We start from the raw sequence: 17,603 nt of genomic DNA on the forward strand, positions 1-17,603 counted from the left end.
CGTGCTGGTAACGCCACCGCCGCGACGACCGGTATGCCCAGAGCGGCCAGCGCGTGAGCCGCGCACAGGCGCGGCAACATCTCCGACAAATCGAACAATCGATGCACGCACCCTCCCCGCGCACGGATGGCCCGACGTCCTCCACTCCCCGCTTCGAAGGCAAGGAACTGGGCCTGCCGGTTCCACAACGCTACTGGGCGATGCTCGTCATCGCGCTGTCGCTGACGCTCGCGGTGCTCGATAGCGCAATCGCCAACGTCGCGCTGCCGACGATCGCGCGCAATCTCAACGCGAGCGCCGCTGCGTCGATCTGGGTCGTCAACGCGTATCAGCTCGCGATCACGATCTCGCTGCTGCCAATGGCGTCGCTCGGCGACCGCATCGGCTATCGGCGCATTTATCTATCCGGTCTGATCCTGTTCACGGTCGCGTCGCTCGGCTGCTCGCTGTCGAACTCGCTCGCGACGCTCGCGCTCGCGCGCGTGGTCCAAGGCTTCGGCGCGGCCGGCATCATGAGCGTGAACACCGCGATCGTCCGCATGATCTATCCGCCGGCGCAGCTCGGGCGCGGCGTCTCCATCAATGCGATCGTGGTGGCGGTGTCGTCGGCGGTCGGACCGACGGTCGCATCTGGCGTGCTCGCGATCGCGACGTGGCCGTGGCTGTTTGCGATCAACGTGCCGATCGGGATCGCGGCGATCGTCGGCGGCTTCAAGGCGCTGCCGATGAACCCCGGCCACGAATCACCGTATGACTATCTGAGCGCGGTGATGAACGCGATCGTGTTCGGCCTGCTGATTTTCGCGGTCGATGGCCTCGGCCACGGCCAGCGCTTCGGCTACGTGACGCTCGAAGCACTCGGTGCTCTGGTGGTCGGCTACTTCTTCGTGCGCCGGCAACTGACGCGGCCCGCGCCGCTGCTGCCGATCGACCTGCTGCGTATTCCGGTGTTCGCGCTGTCGATCGGGACGTCGGTCTGCTCGTTCTGCGCGCAGATGCTCGCGTTCGTGTCGCTACCGTTCCTGCTGCAGGAAACGCTCGGTATGTCGCAGGTCGAAACCGGTCTTTTGATGACGCCGTGGCCCGCGATCATCATCATCGCGGCGCCGATTGCAGGGGTCCTGTCGGACAGGATATCGTCCGGCTGGCTCGGCGGCGTCGGGCTCGCCGCGATGACGGTCGGCCTGCTGCTGCTCGCGACGCTCGGCCCTCATCCCGACGCACTGCAGATTTCGTGGCGCATGGCGCTGTGCGGCGCGGGCTTCGGCATCTTCCAGTCGCCGAACAATCGGACGATGCTGTCGTCCGCGCCGCGCGAACGCAGCGGCGGCGCGAGCGGCATGCTCGGCACCGCGCGCCTGACCGGGCAAACGCTCGGCGCGGCGCTGGTCGCGCTGATCTTCGGCGTCGCGCCGCAAAGCGGGACGGTCATCGCGCTGTATGTGGCCGCGGGGTTCTCGGCGGTCGCGGCGGTCGTCAGCACGATGCGGGTCATGCAGAAGGCGACGCAGCCGGCTTGAGGGTTGTGGCCGCGTTGCGGCTGGGTTTGTGGCCGCTCGACGCGCAACGCACCCACGAAAAAGGGCGCGCATCGCACGACGCGATGCACGCCCTTTTTGCTTCGATCTTCGTTGTCACTTCATTCACGACGTGACCGGCCCCCGCGTCGCCCGCCCACGCGCGGGCCGCGACTGTCCGCTCAGGAGGATGCCGTCACGTCAGCGAGCTTTACCGCTTTGGCCGTCACCGAAGAAGCGGTCGCGACGTGGCGCAGATCGTCCAGGAAGGTATCGCGCCAAACCGACAGATTGTTCTCGCGCATCGGCTCCATCATGTCCGCATGACGCGCCTGACGCTCGGCGAGCGGCATCGACAGCGCGCGTTCGAGCGCTTCGGCCATCTGCGACAGATCGAACGGATTCACGACGAGCGCGCCCGGCAGCTGCTCGGCCGCGCCCGCGAATTGCGATAGCACGAGCACGCCCGGATCGGCCGGGTCCTGCGACGCGACGTACTCCTTGGCCACCAGGTTCATGCCGTCGCGCAGCGGCGTTACATAGCCGACCTGCGACTGGCGGAATAGCGCCATCAGCAGATTGCGCTCGTACTTGCGGTTCAGGTACTGGATCGGCGTCCAGTCGAGTTGCGCGAACCGGCCGTTGATGCGGCCCGCTTCGCCTTCGAGCGTCTGCCGGATGCGCTGATAAGTCTGCACGTCCGCGCGGGTCGGCGGCGCAATCTGCACGAGCGACACGCGGCCGTGCCAGCCCGGCGCGTTCTGCAACAGCCGCTCGAATGCCTGGAAGCGCTCGACCAGCCCCTTCGAATAATCGAGCCGGTCGACGCTCATGATCAGCTTGCGCCCGCGCATGCCGTCACGCAGGCTGCGCACCGCCTTGCGGTCGGTGAACTGCTCGGCGGCCTTCGCGATCGCATCCGGATAGATGCCGATCGGGTACGCGCCGACCTTCAGGAAGCGGTTGTACGCGTGCACCATGCCGTCTTCGCTCGACGTGCCGTGGTGACCGCGCTCGATATAGTCGACGAACGACTGGCGATCCGCCTCGGTTTGAAAACCGATCACGTCGTAGCTGCACATCGCCTTGACGAGCTCTTCGTGCGGCGGAATCGTGCGCAGTACCTCGGGCACCGGAAACGGAATGTGCAGGAAGAAGCCGATCGGGTTCTTCACGCCGAGATCGCGCAGGCAACGCGCGAACGGCAGCAGATGGTAGTCGTGCACCCAGATGATGTCGCTGGGCTTGAGCAGTTCCTTCAACTGCTTCGCGAGCGTCGCGTTGACGCGCTGGTAGCCCGCGTAGTCCTCGCGGTTGTAGCGGGACAGGTCGTTGCGATAGTGGAAGGTCGGCCACAACGTGGTGTTCGAAAAACCGCGGTAGTACTCGTCGTAATCGCGCTTGGTGAGGCCCACCGTCGCGTAGGTGACGTTGCCCTGCTTCTCGATCACGGGCGCGGATGGCTCGCTGACCGTTTCGCCGCTCCAGCCGAACCAGACGCCGCCGGTTTCCTTCAGTGCGTCCAGCACGCCGATCGCGAGCCCGCCCGCTGCCGGACGCGCTTCCTGAATCGGTGCGACACGATTCGATACCACGATCAATCTGCTCATTAGTGCTCCATTGTTTCGTTGTATGCGGGATTGCGCCAAAACGGTGCATGCAAGCAACGTGCCGATATTTGAGATATCGGAAATAAAGTTGTATGGAAATGTGACAAACGAGCTAATCCCCGCAATCATCACTTATTGCGAAGAAAATTTTTCTGTTAAATCTGACCAAAGCGGAGGTCTTCTTACCGGCGTCATAGTCGCCGGAACACTCCGCCCGGGTACTGCGCTGCGTCAGGCGTCCTGTTCCGAGCCGAGATCGCGCTGGTATTCGAGGCCTTCCTGACGCACCCCGCCCTGGTTGTGCTCGCCGTCCGGCGGCGTATGCGGGGCGATCCGGTTCTGCGCGGCCGGGTCCGGCGACTCCGCCGGTTCAGTCTTGACATCGGCCGGCCGTGGTCCGCGCTTGGAGTGCCGGGCGGAACGTCGCAATGCGGGGTGTCTCATGATCGTGCCTCCGGGGGAAGCCTGCCGCTTGTTGCGGCATCCCTACAGTCTAGGGGGCGAAACCGTAAATTGCCGGTAAAACATGCGCCGGCTTTGTAACAAGTACAGCAATGCACTGCAGCGGACCAAGGTCCGCTGCAGTGCGGGGGCGGTTGGATCGAGCGCGCGATAGTACGTCATCGAGGGCCGTATCAGCGTTCCGGTGGTCGCGACCATTGGACGGCGGCCTGAGGCGTTTGTGTCGGCTGCGGCGGCGGATCGCCGATCGGCGGCGTGACCGGTTCCACGGGCTCGATCGGCTCGGGTGTCGGGCCGGGAATCGTGTCGGGTTCGGCCGGGTTCGGCGGCGTGGCGGGAGGCTCGACCGGTTCGGGCCGGTGAGCGCGCAACGGCCCGGACGGCGGGGAAACGGCAGCGGAATGCGGCAGGTGCGGCATGTCGGTGACCTCGTTTTGCGTTCCACTGGAGCGCAGCAAGGCCTGTGCCGTTCGAATGCCCGCCCAGAAGCCCGGGCGGGCGATCGCTGATGATGCAGATGACGCGCGAACGAGCGCGAATCAGGCGTCCGCGTCGCCGAGCGCGCGTGATTCGTCGGTGGGATCGCCGTCGTCGCGCGCATCGTTGCCGTACTCGACGAGCCGGTTGTACAGCGTCTTCAGGCTGATGCCGAGAATTTCCGCGGCGCGCGTCTTCACGCCGCCGCATTGCTCGAGCGTCGCCAGGATCAGCTGACGGTCGGCCTCCGCGAGCGAGGTGCCGAACGGGATCGTGATCGCGGTGCCGGTCGCGGGCTTCGATAGCGTGATCTGCAACGGCACGGTCGCCGTGGTATCCGAATCCGCGCTCGACATGATGTGCGCACGCTGCACGTAGTTTTTCAGCTCGCGCACATTGCCCGGCCACGGATACGACAGCAGCATCTCCTTCACCGCGACCGGGAAATGCTTCTTCGTGCCGTGACGCTCGTTGAGCTCATCGAGGAACGATTGCGCGAGCAGTTCGACGTCCTTGCCGCGATCGCGCAGCGGCGGCAGGCTGATCGGAAACACGTTCAGCCGGTGGTAAAGGTCCAGCCGCAGCTTGCCTTCGAGCACCGCCTGCTCCGGATCGCGATTGGTGGCCGCAATCAGGCGCACATCGGTTTCGATTTCCTTGGTCGTGCCGACACGCATGAACATGCCGGTCTCGAGCACGCGCAGCAGCTTCACCTGCAACTCGATCGGCATCTCGGTGATTTCGTCGAGGAACAGCGTGCCGCCGTTCGCGCGCTCGAAATAGCCCTTGTGCTGCCGGTCAGCGCCGGTGAACGAACCGCGCTCGTGGCCGAACATTTCCGACTCGATCAAGTTCGGGGAAATCGCGCCGCAGTTGACCGCGAGGAACGCGTGCTTGCGGCGCAGGCTCAGCTCGTGCAGGGTCTGCGCGGCGACTTCCTTGCCGGTGCCCGATTCGCCGACCAGCATCACCGAGGCCGCCGTCGGCGCGACGCGGCTGATCTGGTCGTAGACCTCCTGCATCGCCGGCGAATTGCCGAGCATCAGACCAAAGCGGCCCATGCGGCGCAACTCGCCGCGCAGCGTGCCGATCTCGGCCTTCAGGTCGCCGGCGCGCGGCAGACGCGACAGGATCGCCTTCACCCGCTGCATGTTGATCGGTTTCACGAGGTAGTCGGCCGCGCCCATTTTCAGCGCGCTGACCGCCGACTCGACCGTTGCGTGACCGGTGATCACGATCACTTCGACGCCGGAGCGCGGATCGAGATCTTCGAACAGATCGACCCCGCTGCCGTCGGGCAGCTTCAGGTCGGTAAATACGACGTCCGGCATCTGCCGGATCAGTTGAATACGCGCTTCGCGCAGATCGCCCGCGGTGGCGGTGGTCAGCCCGTCTTCCCCAATGATGGCGGAAAGCGCCTCGCGGGTACTTGCGTCGTCATCGACAATCAGTACATGTGGCATCGCGTTTCGAAAGCCTGCAAGCGTGGGTCAGAAAATATGCGGAACATCCCCATGGGCATGCCGCTGGATCGGGTCGGCTGAATGACGCGGATTCGACGTGCGTCCCGCCCCGCCGACCATTTGATGAAAAAGCGCAACAATAAAGGCCAAATTCCGGCCGATTGCTGCGTGATTGTTGTCTATTTGCCTATTATACGGGTTTATCGAACTTCATTTAACAATCCTTCCAGGCGCCGACCGCCGATCTGGCTGCACCGCCGCCCACCCTGGGATTCGAGCGCAGCGCGTTAGCCACGCGGAAACGGCCATGCGCGGTGTTCGCCGTCAGCCTGCCCTGAACCGTTCGTACTCTGGGAGGCGGGCGCGAGCTCCGTCGACAAGGTTGCCGGCGCCGCTACCGCACCGCCCTCGTTTTCCCAGCGGCTGAGCTCTCGGGCCGGGGAAATCTGGCCCGTGCGTTTGTGCTGCACGTAGCGAACCGCCAGAAAGCCGCCGAGTGCCATCAATGCGCCAAAAAAACCAATCGTGGGTCGTGTCATCATGAACTCCTTGGATCGTGATGCGGATGAGTGCGGCTCGTGCCAGACGTCCCCCGCCATCCAGCGAGCCGATGCGAGCGTCGCTCGCCGCGCCGCCTCTAACGAGCAACCAGCACGCCGAGCAGAAATCCGGTGCCCGCCGCGAGCGCGAGCGAACGCCACGGGTTGTGGCGCACATAGTGCTCGGTGCTGACCGCCGCCTCGCGATAGCGTCGATGCACGTTGCGTTGCGCGTCGCCGAGCGTCGATTGCAGCGTTTCCACATGCGTGCCGAGCCGGTCGCGCAACGCATTGACGCCTTCGCCCGGCACGTTGGCGGCGAGCCGCAGCATTTCCTCCGAGTCCCTCAGCAGCACCCGAAGATCCTCGACGATCTTCTGTCCGCCGAGTGCAAGTTGTTGCGTGGTGTCAGTCATCGTTTACTCCTCGTCTGCTTCGGCGTTCGTGGCGTTGCCGCGGAATTGCCGCTTCAAGCGGTGCGATCGTTTGGGCTTAGCCGCGCGATGCGGGTTGACGGGTTGCCGCTTTGCGCTGGTCGGCAGCGCTGCGACGTAGCCGTCAAAAGCTCGCACGACTCGGTCAAACGGTCAATGATGCAATGCATGTGCCCGGTATATTTACCGCTTCAGCGCGCTGAAAAAGGCCAATTTCGAGCACTTTCGACCGATTGCGCGCACCGCTGCCGCCGCGGCTGCCAGTTCGATTGCGGGAAGCCGTGTCGAAGTGGTTAAATCGTCTTTTATGAGATAGTGGCTGTACGGTCTATCGCATTCAAGGCCTGCGCGCCGCATCACGAACTTCATTTGCACAGGACTCCCCTTTTTATGGCGTCAATCGATCTGGACTCGCCCACCGTGTCCGCCGGCGGCAATGCTTCGCCACAAGCGAAGCAGCGCGTCGGGGATGCCGTCGCGGGACTGAAATCGTACGGGCTGCTGTACGGCTCGTCGCCGGTGATGCTCGATCTGTACGAGCAGATCGAACGCGTCGCCGATACCGACGCGACCGCGCTGATCATCGGCGAATCCGGCACCGGCAAGGAGCTGATCGCCCGCACCATCCACGAGCGCAGCGGCCGCAAGGACGGCGCGTTCGTCGCCGTGAACTGCGGCGCGATTCCCGATGAGCTGATCGAAGCCGAGCTGTTCGGCCACGAAAAAGGCAGCTTCACCGGCGCGGTCCAAGGCCGCATCGGCTACTTCGAACATGCGAACGGCGGCACGCTGTTTCTCGACGAAATCACCGAAATGGCGCCGGTGCGCCAGGTCAAGCTGCTGCGCGCGCTCGAAACCGGCACGTTCTATCGGGTCGGCGGCAACGAGCTGATCAGCGGCAACGTGCGCGTGATCGCCGCGACCAATCGCGACCCGGCGGTGGCGGTCAAGGAAAACGGCTTGCGCGAGGATCTGATGTACCGGCTCGCGGTGTTTCCGCTGCGCGCGCCGCCGCTGCGCGAGCGCGAAAACGATCGCGAGTTGCTTGCGCAATACTTCCTCGCGCAATTGAATCAGCAGGAAACCACCAACAAGAGCTTCAGCAAACGCTCGATCGAAACGCTGCGTTCATGGTCGTGGCCGGGCAACGTGCGAGAGTTGAAGAACGCCGTGTATCGCGCGTTCATTCTCGCGGAGAAGACCGTCGAATTGCCGCATCCGCATCTTGCGTCGCGAGTCAAGAAAGCGGTCACGCAAGGCGACGCGATGAGCGTGTGGATCGGCACGCCGCTCGCCGACGCGCAGAAGCAGATCATTCTCGGCACCCTCAAGTACTGCGGCGGCGACAAGCGGCGCGCGGCCAAGGCGCTCGGCGTGAGCCTCAAAACGCTGTACAACCGGCTGAGCGCATACGGCGACGAAAGCGGCGAAGACGAAGCCGACTCATAGGCGCGCTGCAACGTAGGCCGTTCGCCCATGGCGGCGGCCGTTCCCAAATACCTGGCAGAGCCAGGCAAGCCTTCCCGCCCATGCAGCAGAAAACATCGCGGCGCACGATGTTTTGCAATTTCTTGCATTTTTTCGCTGCCAATTACAAAACGCATCCTGCACAATGCGGCAGCGTAATAAACGACGTGTCCTTCGTTTACACGCGCGACGCGTGAACGCAGGCACCTGTACGGGCAGGGACAGGAGAAATGCAAAAGAACATGGTGTGGGCCGACAACGCGAACTCCGTTGTCGCAGGCAAACGCCCCCACGTAGCAGCGCTGATCGCGCTGGCGCTGGCAATATCGTCGGCATTGAGCGGCTGCAGCTCGTTGTACTCGGAAGGCGCGGTCGCGGGCGCCGGTATCGCGGGTGCCGCGGTCGCGGGCAAGGTCACCAGCAATGCGGCGGTCGCGACCGGTATCGGTCTCGGCGCGGTCGCCGCCGCGCGCGCCGGCGTGCAGTATTCGGAGCGCGTGGTCCACACGAATACGCAGAACAGCATCGCGCAGGCGGCCGGTCCGCTCGAGATCGGGGCGGTCGCTCCCTGGAGCATCACCCACTCTTTCCCGATCGAAGACGACGAGCACGGCCGCGTGACCGTCAGCCGCCTGATCAGCACCGGCGCGCTCGACTGCAAGGAAATCGTTTTTTCCGTCGATCAGACCGCAACGCGCGACAAGCCCGCGAGCAGCGCGTTTTACATCGCATCGGTTTGCCGTGACGGTAAGGACTGGCGTTGGGCATCGGCCGAACCCGCCACCGAGCGCTGGGGTGCGCTGCAATGAAATTGCGTTCGCCTGGCGTTCCGTGGGGTGATCGGCTTCGGCTCGTCGCGGCCGGCGCGCTATGCGTCGGCGCGAGCCTGCTGGCGAGCGGCTGCGCGTCGATCGGCGCCGCGAGCGGCGCGGCGGCGGGTGTCGCTTCGGGCATCGTGACCAGCAATCCGGCCGTCGCGCTCGGCGTCGGCGTGGCGGTGCAGGCCGCCACCGACGAAGCGGTCGCGCGCTACATGCGCAGCATGCACAAAGACCAGCAGGATCTGATGGCGGCGCTGGTCGGCACGATGCCGGTCGGCGAAACGAAACCATGGTCGGTCAAGCACACGTTGCCGATCGAGAACGGTCACGGCCAGGTGCGCGTGACGCGCGCGGTTAACTCGGCGCTCGCGCTGTGCAAAGACTTCGTGTTCTCGGTGCAGGACGGCGACGGCCCGAACGCGCCCGAGAGGTGGTTCACGGCCAGCGCGTGCCAGCAGGACAAGGGCTGGAAGTGGGCGACGGCCGAGCCGGCGGTCCCACGCTGGGGCAACCTGCAATAAAAAAGCGGCGAGGTTTTCCTCGCCGCTTTTTTGTCTGAACCGCGATCGTTTCCGCGGCAACCCAGACTCAAGATTCCACGTCTTCCAGACTGAAGATTTCCGTCTGGTCGTTATACGAAAAGATCTCGCCGTAACGGCCCCAGTTGATCACCGCGTCGAGCGTCTCTTCCGCCGCGCTGTCCGACAGGAAGTCTTCCAGCTCCTGCTCGAAGCGCACGCGCGGCGCACGATGCCCCGGCCGCTCGTTCAACACCTTCTTGATCCGCGCCGCGAGCGGCACGTGCCGCAGCAGATGCTCGGCGAACATCATCTTCCGTTCCTGCGTACCGAACTCGGAGAACACGCGCGCCGGCGGCGTCAGGAAAATGTCGCCCTCGCGCACGTCGGCGAAACCGAGGTGCTGCAGCACTTCGGCGATCGGGAACAGATCGTCGACCTCGAGATGCAGAGACCGCGCGATTTCCGGCATGTCCGCGCGGCCGTGATACGGCGCGGCGGCGAGCGTCTCGATCAGACCGGCCATCAGGTTGGTCGACACGTGCGGCAGCCAGCTGCCGAGCTCGAGCCCCTTCTTGGTCTTTTCGTCGGTCTGGCGCGCGGTCATCTTCGCGTAGATCTCGTCGACGAGGCGGCGGAACGCCGGGTCGAGACGATTGCGCGGATGCTTGAACGGCACCTTGATCTCGGCGATCACGCGGCCCGGGTTCGACGACAGCACCAGAATGCGGTCGCACATGAACACCGCTTCCTCGATGTTGTGCGTGACGATCAGCACCGCCTTGATCGGCATGCGCCCTTGCGTCCACAGATCGAGCAGGTCGGTACGCAGCGTTTCCGCGGTCAACACGTCGAGTGCGGAGAACGGCTCGTCCATCAGCAACAGCGTCGGATCGACGACGAGCGCCCGCGCGAAGCCGACGCGCTGGCGCATGCCGCCCGACAGCTCGCGCGGATACGCGTTTTCGAAGCCGTCGAGACCGATCAGGTCGATCGCCGCGAGCGCGCGCGTGCGCCGCTCCGACGCGCCGACACCTTGCGCCTCGAGACCCGCTTCCACGTTCTGCAGCACGGTCAGCCACGGAAACAGCGCGAAGGTCTGGAACACCATCGCGACACCCTTCGCCGGGCCTTCGAGCGGCTTGCCCATGTACGTGACTTCGCCGTCGGTCGGCTCGATCAGGCCGGCGATGATACGCAACAGCGTCGACTTGCCCGAGCCCGAACGGCCGAGCAAACCGACGATCTCGCCTTCGCGCAGCGACAGATTCGCGTCGTCGAGGACGAGCAGTTCACCCTGAGTCTTGTTGAAGCCGCGGCACACGTCCTTGACGCGCAGGATTTCCTCGCCGAGGCGCGGGGGCTTCGGCGGCGTCTGGATCGGCGCGGCGGTCATAGCAGCTTTAGGATTTTGCATCGCGTTAAGCCTTCATTTCTCAATCTAGACGGAGCTTGCCTTCGGCGTAGGCGTACATCGGGCGCCACAGCAGACGGTTGAACAGGGTCACGAACAGGGACATCACGGCGATGCCCACGATGATCTTCGGATAGTCGCCGGCCGCGGTGGTCTGCGCGATATAGGCGCCGAGGCCATGCGCGGCAACCCTGGTATCGCCCCATTGCACGAACTCCGCGACGATGCTCGCGTTCCAAGCGCCTCCCGACGCGGTGATCGCGCCCGTCACGTAGTACGGAAAAATGCCCGGCAGCATCGCCTGACGCCACCACTGCCAGCCGCGGATGTGAAAATTCTTGGCCGCCTCGCGGTAGTCGTTCGGATACGAGCTTGCACCGGCAATCACGTTGAACAGGATATACCACTGCGTGCCGAGCACGATCAGCGGTGACAGCCAGATGTCCGGATTCAGGTGAAAGCGCACGATGACGATCACGAACACCGGGAACAGCAGGTTCGCCGGGAACGCCGCGAGGAACTGCGCGAGCGGCTGCACCTTCTCCGCGAGCGCCGGGCGCAGGCCGATCAGCACGCCGACCGGCACCCAGATCACGGACGCGATCGCGATCAGCACGACCACGCGCAGAAGCGTGATCAGGCCCAGCACGAGCACGTGGCCGATTTCGTCGAGCGTCACGCCGGTACGCACATACAGGAACACGCGGTACACCACGTACACCGTGGCGAGCAGCACGATCGTCGCCCAGATGATGTCACCGAGCTTCGAGTTCTTCTCCCGCTGCGGCATGTGAAAGCGCGGCGCGCTGAACGCGGGCAACTGGAAGCGCACGCGAGCCGCGCGCGCGAACATCCAGCCGAGCGGCACCAGCAGGCGGTGAATCAGCCGCGTGCGGCGGATCAGATCGAGCAGCCACGATTCCGGCGCATCGCCCGAACTCGTGAACTCCATGCGGAACTTGTCGGCCCACGCGACGAGCGGACGGAACAGCAGCTGGTCATACGCGAGGATCACGACCGTCATCGCGAGGATGACCCAGCCGATCGCGTGCAGGTTCTTGTCGCCGATCGCCTGCGCCAGGTAGGCGCCGATGCCCGGCAGCGTAATCGTGTTGTTGCCGACCGTGATCGCTTCGGAAGCGACCACGAAGAACCAGCCGCCCGACATCGACATCATCATGTTCCAGATCAGGCCCGGCATCGAGAACGGCACTTCGAGCTTCCAGAAGCGCTGCCACGAGGTCAGGTGAAAGCCGCGCGACACTTCATCGAGGTCGCGCGGCACCGTGCGCAGCGACTGGTAGAAGCTGAACGTCATGTTCCACGCCTGGCTCGTGAAGATCGCGAAGATCGCGGCGAGCTCGGCGCCGAGCACGCGGCCCGGGAACATCGCGAGGAAGAAGGTGACCGTAAACGAGATGTAGCCGAGCACCGGCACCGACTGCAGGATGTCGAGAATCGGCACCAGCACGAGGCCGGCGCGGCGGCTCTTGGCGGCCAGCGTGCCGTAGACCAGCGTGAAGATCAGCGAGGCGACCATCGCCGCGAGCATGCGCAGCGTGGTGCGCATCGCGTACTCGGGCAGGTTGGCCGGATCGAGCGAGATCGCCTGGGTCTTTAGCGTCGACATCGGCGCGAGCGTCTCGTGAAAGCCGATCGACGCCATCGCGATCAGGCAGATGATCAGCGGGAATGCGACGAAGTCCCAGCGGTTGGGCAACACCCGCCATGCCGACGCATTGGCGGTGCGCTTCAGGTTGAAGCTGAAATCCATCAGATGCCCTCCCTCTTGAAACAGGCATTCGAACGCTCGAAGGAGGCCGCGGCTGCTCCGCGGCGGTCTATGGGTCGGTCCGGAAAGCGGAAATCAGGCATGGCAAAACGCGCGTGCGTGGTAAATCGTTAGCGTTGGAGGCACATGGGCCGGCAATGGACAGCTACGTGGACGCGTCGCCCACGACCACAACCATCACGCCGAACTCCTGTCGCCGCGTGCGCCGCCCGAGGGCTGGCGGGCTTTCCTCGTTTTGGACGGCACGACACTACACCATCCTATGTTTCAGGCACAACCTTTCGCCGCAAATCGCGAGACGACGTCGCAAGGCCGTGGCGTAAGGCTTCAGCAAGCCCCGGCACGCGCCGCCGCGCCGCACTGTACCCTGCTCGCGCGTACGTCAGCGTGACAGGTCGCGGGACTGTCTCGTCGCGTGGTGCGCAAGCTACATCGGCGCGACACCGCGGCCGTCGCCGCTCATTCGCTCCATCCGTCCACACACCTATCAAGAATGCCGCGCGGATGCCGTTAAGAATCTGATCGGCGCGGCATATGCAGACAGCATCCCAGCAATAACGGTGGCAACGTGCTTCGCGACGGTTAAAATCGGGAAACGACGTACCTGTTTATCAGCGGTTCAATCCGGGCATGGCGGCGGCGCAACGCACGTCGCTCGTGACGGAACGAAACCGCAGCTGACGCAGATAACGACACAGCGTTGAGAGCGCGCTGCCCACCAACAAGCAAGTTGCATGTCACAGCCAGACGGATCAGAGGGTCGATGAACAGGACAACCTTGCGCCAGGTAGCCGGGCCGGTCAGTTTCGTGCTGATCGTCCTCGTCTGCTGGTTCGTGGCTGGCATGGTCGCGGACCGGATGGTACAGCAAGAGCTGGACGCGGCGTTGCACACGCAGCGGCAAATGTCCACGTCGATCGTCGACAACATGGCTGAAGTGATTGCCAGCGACCTCGCGATGTCCCGCGCCATCCCCGCAACCATGGCCGAAATGGACGTGGTCCAGCGTGCCCTCGTGCAATCGCAGAATTATGCCGTGAACGGCGAGGCGGCGGAACCCGCCGTGCGCGCCGCATTGCTGAAGGATCCGCAGATGGCCGCGGTCAGCCGATTCCTGCATGAAGCGCAAGGCTTCTCCGGGCTCGATCAGGTCTGGATCGTCAACGCGAACGGCATTTGCGTCGCCTCCAGCAATACGATGTCGAACCCCGAGGGCGCGCAGCAATCGTTCGTCGGCGTGGATATGCGCGCGCGCGGCTATCTGACGAGCGCACTGCTCGGCGCGTTCGCCGAAGCCTACGGCGTCGGTCGCGCGAGCGGCGAGCCGGGCATCTTCATCGCCGCGCCGGTGTACTCGGACGGGCTGCTGGTCGGCGCGGTGGTCGCGAAGGTCGGCATCGCGCGGTTGCGCCACTGGGTCGCGCACGCGGGCACCTTCGTCTCCGACGACAACGGCGTCATCATCATGGCGCACAACAGCGCGCTCGAAGGCCACGCATTGCCGAACTCCCGCGTCACGCAGATGAGCCCCGCCGAGCGGCGCATCATCTACCGCCGTGAGACATTCCCCGATATGCTGATCCGCGAAGACACGCAAGTGCGTGAGCAGGCGCCGTGGGTACCGGCCTCGGTCGCCGCGCAGCTATTCGGCATGATCGAGCAGCCGGCCCCGGCGCTCTATCAGAACCGCGGCGGCCTGAACTCCGGACTTTCCGCGCATCTGGTCGATCCGCTCGCCGCGTGGCCGGAGCTGCTGCGCAACCACAAACGCGACCATCTGCTGGTGTTCCTGACACTGTCCGGCACCGTCGCGCTCGCGTGGGTGATCACCGTGTCCTACGTGCGCGAGCGGCGCCACCACCGCGCGACCCGCGATCTCGCCGAGCAGTTGCAGTCGGCCAATACGCTGCTCTCCGCGGAGGCGCGGCACGATGCGTTGACCGGCGCGCTGTCGCGGCGCTATTTCCTCGACCTGCTGCGCCACGAGATCGATCGCGCGCACGCGGGCCGCGAGCCGCTGTGCATGGCGATCGCCGATCTCGACCACTTCAAGCAGATCAACGACCGCTTCGGGCACGCCGCCGGCGACCGCGCGCTCGAACATTTCGTCGATACGTGTCGCGCCGAGCTGCGCAGCTCCGACGCGATCGGCCGGCTCGGCGGCGAAGAGTTCGGCCTGCTGCTGCCGGCCACCGATCTGGCAGGCGGGCGCGAAGTCGTCGAGCGGCTGCGGCTGCGGCTGAAAGCGATACCCTCGCCGAAGCTGCCGGCCGCGGCGGGGCTGAGTGTGAGCATCGGCATCACCGAGCTGTCGCCCGACGATCTGCCCGAGCGCCTGATGAGCCGTGCCGATACCGCGCTGTACGCGGCGAAGACCGGCGGGCGCGACCGCACCGAAGCGCTGCCGCCCGACGATACCGCGCCGCCTGCGCGCACGGCGGTGAATGCATGGTGAATGCCTGACGCTCGCCGAAATACTCAGCGCGACGGTATCGCCCTCTCCGCATAGCCAACCCACGCCAAGCCCTGCCCGCGCGAAAACGACGCCGAGCTTCCCGCAACGAAGCAGGTATCATCAATCCTGATATCGGAGTGTCACTACCGCTCTAACGGGAGATTCGCATGAAGGGAAATCTGGTGATCGTCTGTCGCGATCAGGACGCTGAGGCATTCGACCATCTGCTCGCCGAATACGGCGCGTTCCAGACGCGTCTGTCGTCGACCGCGTGGTATCTGAAACTGGAGGTCGCGCCGGAACTGATTCAGGAGGAAATACTCGCGCGTCTCGGCAAATATACGACGCACTATATTTTCGAGGCGGAATCGGTGACGTGGAATACCGTCGATAGCGAAACGGCGAATGCGTTGAATACGCTGTTTTCGGACTGACCGCTCGCCGCGCGCGATGCCGACGCCCCCGCGCGCGCATCGCGACTGCAACACCCTGCTCCTACCACGCGTTTTCCGAGGCCGTCGCAACCCGCGGCAGCACTTCGAACGGAAAGCTCATCAACACCCGCAAACCGCGGCCGTCGTGATTGCCGATTTCCCACTCACCGCCCGCGCGCCGCACCAGCCGCTCGACGATCGCAAGACCCAGCCCGCTGTGGCCGTTGCCGCCGCGCGCCGGATCGAGCCGCACGAACGGCCGGCTCGCGCTGATCAGATCCTGGGCGGCGATGCCCTTGCCGTTGTCGCTAACGGATAGCGTAAAGCCCTGCGGTGTGCGCGCAGTCGCCACGACCACCGGCGGCGCCCCATATGCATGCGCGTTGTCGATCAGATTCGACAGGATCCGGTCGAGCGTGGCGGCCGGCAACAGAAACGACGGCCCGGCGTTCAGCTCCGTGTGAACGGTCGGAGCATCGCTGGACACCGCCCGATAGCTGCGCACGACACGCTCGCACTGCGCATCGACTTCCACGGGTTCGCTGCGGTCCGCGCCGTCGTGCGCGAACAGCAGGAACTGCTCGACGATATGCGTCATCGAATCGACGTCGCGCACGACGCCGTCGCGCATCTTCGCGTCGTCCATCATTTCGGCGCGCAGCCGCAGACGCGCGAGCGGCGTCTTCAGGTCATGCGCGACACCGGCCAGCATCACCGCGCGATCGTTCTCGGTGCGCGCGACTTCCTGCACCATCTGATTGAAGCCGTGCGTGAGTTGCCGCAATTCGCGCGGCCCGCGCTCCGGCACCGGCGGCACCGGCAGCCCGCGGCCGAAGCGCGCGACCGCCTGCGCGAGCAAGCGCAGTGGCCGCTGCAGCGCCCAGGCGGCGAACAGCGCCGCCATCACCGCGAACGAGAAAATAATGACGAGCCACAACACCGTGCGGTCGAGCGAGCGCGGCATGCGCAGCGGCTGAACCGGCACGACGATCCAGTTCCGATCAGTCGCGGCGCGCACCCATAGCGTGGGCGGTCCGCCGGGCGGACCGACGCGCACCTGGGTGTCGGCCGGCATGCGGTCGCGCACGTCCTCGACGAAACGCTCGAGCGGCGGCGGCATGCTCGCGCGGGCTGCCGGCACGTCCGGGCTGGCCGGGTCGACCAGCTTCACTCGCGATGGCAGCGGTTGATCCGGTGTGCGGGCGACGTGCTGACGCACCGCGTCGACGAGGAAGGTCGCTTCCTCGACCGCGTAGCGCGTTTGCAGTTGCGAACGTTCTAGCCGCATCAGCGCGTACCACGCGAAATGAGACAGCATCAGCACCGCGACGACGAGCAGTGCGAGCCGCCCGAACAGCGAATCAATGGGCCGACGCATGCTGCTCGCCGTCCGGCACGAACACGTAACCGCGGCCGCGCACGGTCTGGATGAAGCGCGGTGTGGATGGATCGGTTTCGAGAATGCGACGCAGGCGCCACACCTGCACGTCGATGCCGCGGTCGGTGCCGTCGTACTCGGGACCGTGCAGCAGTTCCAGCAGGCGCTCGCGCGTGAGCGTGCGCATGGGGTGATTGACGAAGATCTTCAGCAGCGCGAACTCGCTGCCCGACAGCGTGAGCGGCTTGTCTTCGAGATGCAGCGTGCGCGATTGGAAATCGAGCGTGAAGCGGCCGAAGCTGAACGGCTCGCGCTGCTCGGGCGCAGCGGCCGACGGCAGCGTGCGGCGGCGGCGCAGCACCGCCTGCACGCGCGCGAGCAGTTCGCGCGGATTGAACGGCTTGCCGAGGTAGTCGTCCGCGCCGAGTTCGAGTCCGACGATACGGTCGACGTCGTCGGCGCGCGCGGTCAGCATGATGACGGGAATATCGTCGCCCGATGCGCGCAGCTTGCGCAGCGCGGTGAGGCCGTCCACGCCGGGCATCATCAGGTCCAGCACGATGAGGTCGGGGCGCTCGCGCTCGAGGCGCCGTTCGAGTGAGCCCGCGTCGTGCAGCACCGAAACTTCGATGCCCTGACGGGCCAGATAGTCGCGCAGCAGATCGCGCAGTTCGACGTCGTCGTCGACGACCAGGATTTGAGTAGCCATGAAATGAAGTTTAACGCGCGGCAGAAAGGGATTTCGTTTTCCAAACGGTCTGAAGGGTTACCGGGTGTTACGGTGAAAGCCGCGCGTAATTGCTGGTAATGGCGGCGTCCTGG

Annotated in this window: 16 protein-coding genes; 6 read left to right on the top strand and 10 right to left on the bottom strand. The window is 65.1% G+C overall.

All coding sequences use genetic code 11. From position 1 onward, the window contains the following. Positions 1-101 precede the first annotated feature (101 nt). Entirely contained in the window at positions 102-1,520 is a 1,419-nt protein-coding gene (locus QFZ94_RS26130) for an MFS transporter (RefSeq protein WP_429460527.1), read from the top strand. A 179-nt stretch (positions 1,521-1,699) separates the two neighbouring features. On the opposite strand, the gene otsA is transcribed toward QFZ94_RS26130, so the two are convergent. The 6 genes from otsA to QFZ94_RS26160 all read right to left on the bottom strand — a co-directional run bounded on the left by otsA (position 1,700) and on the right by QFZ94_RS26160 (position 6,484). Then, positions 1,700-3,127 (bottom strand): alpha,alpha-trehalose-phosphate synthase (UDP-forming), encoded by a 1,428-nt coding sequence (gene otsA, locus QFZ94_RS26135; RefSeq protein ID WP_368584584.1) that lies wholly within the window; start codon positions 3,125-3,127, stop codon positions 1,700-1,702. A 231-nt stretch (positions 3,128-3,358) separates the two neighbouring features. Continuing rightward, on the bottom strand, positions 3,359-3,571 hold the full coding sequence (locus QFZ94_RS26140; RefSeq protein ID WP_013088803.1) for a hypothetical protein: 213 nt from the start codon (positions 3,569-3,571) through the stop codon (positions 3,359-3,361). 191 nt (positions 3,572-3,762) lie between these two features. Continuing rightward, positions 3,763-3,999 carry a hypothetical protein gene (locus QFZ94_RS26145; RefSeq protein ID WP_429461926.1) on the bottom strand — a complete coding sequence of 79 codons (237 nt, stop codon included), beginning with the start codon at positions 3,997-3,999 and terminating at the stop codon, positions 3,763-3,765. 129 nt (positions 4,000-4,128) lie between these two features. Next, positions 4,129-5,529, bottom strand: coding sequence for a sigma-54-dependent transcriptional regulator (locus QFZ94_RS26150; RefSeq protein ID WP_368584583.1), 1,401 nt, complete (start codon positions 5,527-5,529; stop codon positions 4,129-4,131). Between the two features lie 287 nt (positions 5,530-5,816). Then, positions 5,817-6,068 (bottom strand): hypothetical protein, encoded by a 252-nt coding sequence (locus QFZ94_RS26155; protein WP_368584606.1) that lies wholly within the window; start codon positions 6,066-6,068, stop codon positions 5,817-5,819. Between the two features lie 98 nt (positions 6,069-6,166). Beyond that, positions 6,167-6,484: a DUF883 family protein gene (locus tag QFZ94_RS26160; protein ID WP_368584582.1), complete on the bottom strand. Its 318-nt coding sequence runs from the start codon at positions 6,482-6,484 to the stop codon at positions 6,167-6,169. A 408-nt stretch (positions 6,485-6,892) separates the two neighbouring features. On the opposite strand from QFZ94_RS26160, the gene QFZ94_RS26165 reads away from it, so the two are divergent. The 3 genes from QFZ94_RS26165 (at position 6,893) to QFZ94_RS26175 (ending at position 9,311) form a co-directional block, all read left to right on the top strand. Then, on the top strand, positions 6,893-7,951 hold the full coding sequence (locus QFZ94_RS26165) for a sigma-54 interaction domain-containing protein (RefSeq protein ID WP_368584581.1): 1,059 nt from the start codon (positions 6,893-6,895) through the stop codon (positions 7,949-7,951). 248 nt (positions 7,952-8,199) lie between these two features. Next, entirely contained in the window at positions 8,200-8,778 is a 579-nt protein-coding gene (locus QFZ94_RS26170) for a hypothetical protein (protein WP_429460531.1), read from the top strand. After that, positions 8,775-9,311, top strand: coding sequence for a hypothetical protein (locus QFZ94_RS26175; protein ID WP_368584579.1), 537 nt, complete (start codon positions 8,775-8,777; stop codon positions 9,309-9,311). Before QFZ94_RS26170 ends, QFZ94_RS26175 begins: the two co-directional genes overlap by 4 nt. Before the next feature lie 67 nt (positions 9,312-9,378). On the opposite strand, the gene QFZ94_RS26180 is transcribed toward QFZ94_RS26175, so the two are convergent. Both QFZ94_RS26180 and QFZ94_RS26185 read right to left on the bottom strand, forming a co-directional pair. Beyond that, entirely contained in the window at positions 9,379-10,725 is a 1,347-nt protein-coding gene (locus QFZ94_RS26180) for an AAA-associated domain-containing protein (RefSeq protein WP_176109243.1), read from the bottom strand. Positions 10,726-10,744: 19 nt separating this feature from the next. Continuing rightward, positions 10,745-12,496: an ABC transporter permease gene (locus QFZ94_RS26185; protein WP_410849725.1), complete on the bottom strand. Its 1,752-nt coding sequence runs from the start codon at positions 12,494-12,496 to the stop codon at positions 10,745-10,747. A gap of 781 nt (positions 12,497-13,277) precedes the next feature. On the opposite strand from QFZ94_RS26185, the gene QFZ94_RS26190 reads away from it, so the two are divergent. Continuing rightward, positions 13,278-14,969, top strand: a complete 1,692-nt coding sequence (locus QFZ94_RS26190; protein WP_429460534.1) for a sensor domain-containing diguanylate cyclase — start codon at positions 13,278-13,280, stop codon at positions 14,967-14,969. A gap of 167 nt (positions 14,970-15,136) precedes the next feature. Further along, positions 15,137-15,403 (top strand): hypothetical protein, encoded by a 267-nt coding sequence (locus QFZ94_RS26195; RefSeq protein ID WP_013088792.1) that lies wholly within the window; start codon positions 15,137-15,139, stop codon positions 15,401-15,403. Between the two features lie 61 nt (positions 15,404-15,464). Here the strand turns inward: QFZ94_RS26195 and QFZ94_RS26200 are convergent, their stop codons facing one another. Together QFZ94_RS26200 and QFZ94_RS26205 are read right to left on the bottom strand one after the other, a co-directional pair. Then, entirely contained in the window at positions 15,465-16,781 is a 1,317-nt protein-coding gene (locus QFZ94_RS26200) for an ATP-binding protein (protein WP_429460536.1), read from the bottom strand. Further along, positions 16,765-17,490, bottom strand: a complete 726-nt coding sequence (locus QFZ94_RS26205; RefSeq protein ID WP_018419780.1) for a response regulator — start codon at positions 17,488-17,490, stop codon at positions 16,765-16,767. The genes QFZ94_RS26200 and QFZ94_RS26205 overlap by 17 nt, the downstream gene beginning before the upstream one ends. Positions 17,491-17,603 lie beyond the last annotated feature (113 nt).

The organism is Paraburkholderia sp. JPY465 (assembly GCF_050436725.1).
Taxonomy (GTDB): Bacteria; Pseudomonadota; Gammaproteobacteria; order Burkholderiales; family Burkholderiaceae; genus Paraburkholderia; species Paraburkholderia youngii.